Here is a 2,041-nt window from a genome sequence, read left to right as displayed (position 1 = left end):
TTCAACACGACACTAACTTTTGATGGATATTAATACAGGCATTAATAATCCTATCACTTAACTCTTCTTTTCTCCACTTCTCCATCTTCTCCCTTTCTCCTTATTTTTATCCTACCTGAACTCTTACAAAAAATTAAAATCTATTCACCAGAGAGAGAAATTTCCTTTTTTTGTGCATTTCGGATATTTCGTTGTTTATTAATCTTTTAATACGGACTTTCGACTAACTGTTTTTAAACCTTTTTAAACACCGAAAAATACAAAAAAAGATATTTTCCTCTCTGTTCCTCTGCGTCTCTGCGGTAAATTACCACCTGAACGGTTACGCCCTAAAGGCAAGGAAAGATTATAAAATTGTATCTTAAAAAGAAAAATCATGAAAATTTACTCTTCAGACCTGCAGATTTACATTTTTTCTTGACAAATAACAAATGATTTAGTATTATATTTTGTATGAAAATGGATAACCAATTAAAAAGAAGATATGAGTATGAAATAGAACAACTTCATAATATGGTCATAGATGAGGCAGAGACAAAAACTATTGCGGAAGAATGCCTTCAATACTTATGTCAGGCAAGAGTTGCCCTGAGCCTGGATGACCAGGTAGAAACGGAATATTACATTACTTTGACTAAATCCATCTTTGCTCGAACAAAAAAAAGTAAAGAACTTCAACAAGCCTGTGGTCGAAGAATAATTTTATATGAACTTATCTGGCTATCTGTTTTATTAATCCTTATCCCAATAATAATCTTTAGATTTGGGCGATTTATCGTGCTTGGGGTTCCTGGTGAATATTACATCTGGGGTGGTATCGGAGCAACAATCTCAGCGATATATAATTTTATTAAACAAACCTCTCTTAGAGATTTTGATAGACAATTTATTACCTGGTATTATATTAAACCTATGTTAGGAATAGTCACTGGAGCTGTAGTTTATTTTTTATTTATGTGTATCATTTTTGCAATGGGCGTAGAAATTGACCCGATTAGACCTAATTTATTGATTTTATTAGCCTGTTGTCTAACAGGATTTAGTGAAAAATTCTCTTTAGAAATGGTTGAATCTGCTTCCCGGTCAATCTTTAATATCCCTTCACGAGTTAAGAAAGGAAAACACAGAGAAGTAGATAGTAGCGAGTAGCCAGTTTCAACTAACTATACTCCAGTGGGGTATAAATTGTGATTATTTAAAGTAATCGGTAATCAGGTAATCAGTAATCGGTAATTTGAGATAGCAGGCTACTGCTTGCTCTTTACCGATAACCTGATAACCGATAACCGATAACCTGAGTTGATAGTAACAGGAAATCACAAAATATGCCTCTCTAAAGTATACTTACTATTTTAAAGATTCACGAAATTAAAAGTAAGTAACTGGTAACTAATTACCATTCACCAATTACCAGTTACCAATTACCAGTTACCAATTACCAGATGAAAGGAGGTAAAAAGAGATGAGTGAACTTTTTGAGATTCGCTGGCACGGTCGCGGTGGACAAGGAGCCAAAACTGCGGCAATTCTATTTGCAGATGCAGGTGCGGGTGAAGGTAAGTATGTTCAGGCATTCCCGGAATATGGTCCCGAGCGAATGGGTGCGCCTGTTCAGGCATTTAACCGACTTAGTGATGAACCAATTACACTTCACTGTGGGATTGATTCCCCGTCTGTGGTGGTGGTGCTTGACCCAACATTGATTGAAACAGCAAAGGTGACACAAGGATTAAAAGAAAACGGAATGCTTCTGATTAACACAAATCAACCCCCTAACATAATGCGTCAAAATTTACCAGATTTTAAAGGAAAACTGTTTACGGTAGATGCGTCAACTATCTCTAAACAAGAACTGGGCAAGGAAATTCCTAATACACCCATGCTTGGTGCGTTAATTAAGGTAACTAATTTAATAGACTTTGACCGAATGCTTCAAGATACACGCAAAAAATTGGAGAAAAAATTCAAATCTAAACCAGAGGTGATTGAAGGTAATATTAAATCAATCCAACGAGCATATCAGGAGGTGAAAGGCGAATGA

General features: G+C 35.6%; 3 protein-coding genes. 2 read left to right on the top strand and 1 reads right to left on the bottom strand.

The window, feature by feature from the left end:
* The first annotated feature begins 453 nt into the window (after positions 1 to 453).
* Positions 454 to 1,149 carry a hypothetical protein gene (locus AB1414_19960; protein ID MEW6609688.1) on the top strand — a complete coding sequence of 232 codons (696 nt, stop codon included), beginning with the start codon at positions 454 to 456 and terminating at the stop codon, positions 1,147 to 1,149.
* Between the two features lie 42 nt (positions 1,150 to 1,191).
* Here AB1414_19960 and AB1414_19955 read toward each other — a convergent pair whose 3' ends face one another.
* The gene (locus tag AB1414_19955; GenBank protein MEW6609687.1) at positions 1,192 to 1,320 is read right to left on the bottom strand and encodes a hypothetical protein; all 129 of its coding nucleotides are present in this window, start codon (positions 1,318 to 1,320) and stop codon (positions 1,192 to 1,194) included.
* Positions 1,321 to 1,462: 142 nt separating this feature from the next.
* Between AB1414_19955 and AB1414_19950 the strand changes: the two genes are divergently transcribed.
* The gene (locus tag AB1414_19950) at positions 1,463 to 2,041 is read left to right on the top strand and encodes a 2-oxoacid:acceptor oxidoreductase family protein (protein MEW6609686.1); all 579 of its coding nucleotides are present in this window, start codon (positions 1,463 to 1,465) and stop codon (positions 2,039 to 2,041) included.

This window comes from bacterium (assembly GCA_040755795.1).
Taxonomy (GTDB): domain Bacteria; phylum UBA9089; class CG2-30-40-21; order CG2-30-40-21; family SBAY01; genus JBFLXS01.
Note: the sequence above shows the minus strand (reverse complement) of the source record. Positions and strands in the feature narration are given on the sequence as shown.